We start from the raw sequence: 3,167 nt of genomic DNA, 5'->3' as shown, positions 1-3,167 counted from the left end.
CGGCCACGTTCCAGCTGCTCACGATGATGCGGCGGCTGTCCGGGTTGGTTTTGAGGGTGTCGATCACCTGTTGAATCTGGTCGATGTGACCGCCATCAGGCGTGGGCCAGCTGCGCCATTGCACACCATACACCGGCCCCAGGCTGCCATCAGCGCGCGCCCATTCGTCCCAAATGGTGCAGCCGCGCTCTTGCAACCATTTCACATTGCTGTCGCCACGCAAAAACCACAGCAATTCGACGATGATGGCTTTCAGGAACACCTTTTTGGTGGTGACCAGCGGAAACCCCTGAGTCAAGTCAAAGCGCATTTGGTAACCAAAGACGCTGGTGGTGCCGGTGCCGGTGCGGTCAGGCTTGAACACGCCCGTGGTTTGCACGTGGCGCAAAAAGGTTTCGTATTGCGATGAGGTGGTTGCCAAGATCAAACGCCCCCAACCAAGACTGGGCGCACGCGTTGTAAAAGGGTGTGAATCATGCGCAAAGTATATGCGCCACCTCTATTTCTGAGCACGTTGAAGTGCCTCTGAAACGGCTGGTCGGCGTCAGCGTCCCAGCCCGCGTTTGAGGTCTTTCAGTAGCAGCACCACCTGGTTGGAGGCATGGCTGTAGCCACTGTTCAAGGTTTGCATGGCTTTGGCTTGCTCATTGTTTTGAGCCAGAGCCACCACATTGGAGGCCTGCACGTGAAAATATTTGTGCCGCGCCACCAGCACTGAAAACGAGGGGTATTTACCCAAGCGTTGGGCGCCGGTGCCATGCAGCCACTTGCCCAAATCGCAGCGGTCATCCAGGCAGATGATTTCGGGCTTGAGCTCTTCGCTGGATTGACCGTTAAGGTAGTTTTGCAGCCGCAATTTCCAGTTTTCGTGGGCGGCAATGGCGGTGTCTATGTCGATCTCGGCCAAGATGGCTGCAGCCGATTTGGCGTCCAGCCCCAATTCGCTGGCGGGTGCAGCTGCACTGGCTTCTGCTTTTTTGCTGCTGTTGGTGGAACCAAAGAAACGACTGAAAAACCCCATGATTGAATCCCTTTTGTCTGAATGTTGAAACAGGCATGACATGCAAATGTCAGGCCTATTTTGTCAAATATCTCACAGTCATGTGAAATATTTGTTTCAACGACGCAGTACCCGACCCGGGTTCATCAGGTTTTGTGGGTCAAGCGCCTGCTTGATGGCGCGCATGGCAGCCAGCGCCACCGGTGATTTGTAATGCGCCAGGTGCTCCATTTTCAAGCTGCAAATGCCGTGCTCGGCAGAAATCGAGCCGCCATACGCCTGCACTGCGTCAAAAACCAGGCTGTTGACGCGTGGCTCATGGTCTTTTAAAAATACCGCCGGGTCTACGCCTTCGGGGGCTTGCACGTTGTAATGCAGGTTGCCGTCGCCCAAATGGCCAAAATTCACCAGCCGCACACCGGGCAAGGCTTGCACCAGAGCCGCGTCGGTGCCGGCCACAAAGGCAGCCATGTGTGAAATGGGCACTGAAATGTCGTGTTTGATGTTGAGCCCTTCAGCGGCTTGTGCCAGCGGGATGTGCTCGCGAATTTGCCACAGGGTTTGCGCTTGGCTCAAACTCTCTGCCACCACCGCATCGGTCACGCACGCCGTGTGCAGGGCGGCTTCCAGCAGCCCCTCAAGCTGGGTCCTGGCATGGGCTTCAGATTCCGCATCGGCGGCTTCGAGCAGCACACAAAACGGCGTGTGCTGGTATAGCGGCACGCGCAAGGCCGAAAAATGTCGACTCACCAGCTGCAAGGCAAACTGCCCCATCAGCTCAAAACCGGTCAGGCTGGCGCTTAAGTGCTGGTGGGCCAAGCCCAAAAGTTCGACTGCTGCCTGCACTGACGGTACTGCCGCCCAGGCCGTGAGCTGGGCTTTGGGCAGCGGGTAGAGCTTGAGGGTGGCGGCGGTGATGATGCCCAGTGTGCCCTCGGCACCGATGTAGAGGTGTTTCAGGTCGTAGCCGGTGTTGTCTTTGCGCAAGCCGCTCAAGCCCTGCCAGACCTCGCCCTGTGGCGTGACCACCTCCAACCCCAGACACAGGTCACGGGCATTGCCAAAGCGCAGTACCTGCGTGCCGCCGGCATTGGTGCCCAGGTTGCCACCTACGGTGCAAGAGCCTTCGGCCGCCAAACTCAGCGGAAACCAAAACCCAGCTTGGCGCGCCGCGTCTTGCACATTTTGCAAAATGCAACCCGCTTCTGCGGTGAGCGTCAGGTTGGCCGCATCCAGCTGGCGCACGGTGTTCATGCGCTGCAGGCTCAGCACAATTTGCAAGCCAGTTTCATCTGGCGTAGAGCCCACCACCAGTCCGGTGTTGCCGCCTTGGGGCACGATGCTTAAGCCGCAGTTTGGATGTGCGCCAAGGTAGTCCGCGCAGGTTTTCACCACTTGCGCCACTTCTTGGGTGTTGGCTGGGCGCACCACCGCCAAGGCTCGGCCATGTGTGCGTTGGCGCCAGTCTTGCGTCCATGCGCTTAAGTCGCCTTGGGTGAGCACATGCGCTGCACCCACCAGGGTTTCAAGTTGTTGAAGCAGGGCTTGCATGGTCAGTGGTGGGCGAAATCGTTGGGGGTGGCCGCGGGCAAGGCCTTCAAACGCAGGCGCACATGCAGGGCACAAGCTGTGAAAAGCAGCAGGCACAGCACCACCTCAAGCAAGGCCAGCGCGTTGCCGGGGGCACGGTCGCTGTAGGCACGCACGGCGCCTTCGGTGAAATACAGCCAGACCAGCAAACTGACCCAGCGGTAGGTGTACATGCGGTTTTTTAACAAGCCCGCCAGTGGCACGCACAGTGGCAGCACTTTCAAGGCCAGCCAGGAGCCCCCAGGGCGCAGCGGTGCCAGCAACAGCTCCCAGGCCAGGCCTAAAACAATCAGCCCCAGCAGGCTGCCCACGGCCAGCATGCGGGTGTAGGCCACGTGCTGCGGCATAGAAGAATTTGAAGCGTTTGAGGTGGATGTCATCGGGGTGGCATCATAGCGGTCATGACATTGACCCCTATTTCAACCCGTGGTTGGCAGCGGCTGGCTGCTCTTTACCGTGATGTTTACCGCGAATTTCGCCACTTTCCCTGGCGCAACACAGCACACACCTTGCGCGAACGTTTTCGTGAAGACCGTCTGGGGCTGACGGCCAGCAGCTTGACCTTCACCACCACCAT

4 protein-coding genes are annotated in these 3,167 nt (G+C 58.6%); all 4 read right to left on the bottom strand.

Annotated features, from left to right (window positions below):
- On the bottom strand, window positions 1-388 hold a 388-nt coding region (thyA, locus tag PHT20_RS16485; protein WP_301021386.1), incomplete at its 3' end, for a thymidylate synthase.
- Window positions 389-544: 156 nt separating this feature from the next.
- Window positions 545-1,021 (bottom strand): CZB domain-containing protein, encoded by a 477-nt coding sequence (locus PHT20_RS16480; protein ID WP_301021385.1) that lies wholly within the window; start codon window positions 1,019-1,021, stop codon window positions 545-547.
- 96 nt (window positions 1,022-1,117) lie between these two features.
- Window positions 1,118-2,551 carry an FAD-binding oxidoreductase gene (locus PHT20_RS16475; protein ID WP_301021384.1) on the bottom strand — a complete coding sequence of 478 codons (1,434 nt, stop codon included), beginning with the start codon at window positions 2,549-2,551 and terminating at the stop codon, window positions 1,118-1,120.
- Between the two features lie 2 nt (window positions 2,552-2,553).
- A complete protein-coding gene (locus PHT20_RS16470) occupies window positions 2,554-2,970 on the bottom strand; it encodes a DUF2069 domain-containing protein (protein WP_300083833.1) in 417 nt (138 codons plus the stop codon).
- Window positions 2,971-3,167: the final 197 nt, after the last annotated feature.

Source organism: Rhodoferax sp. (assembly GCF_028715765.1).
Classification (GTDB): domain Bacteria; phylum Pseudomonadota; class Gammaproteobacteria; order Burkholderiales; family Burkholderiaceae_C; genus Rhodoferax.
This window is presented reverse-complemented; position numbering and strand designations above follow the sequence as displayed.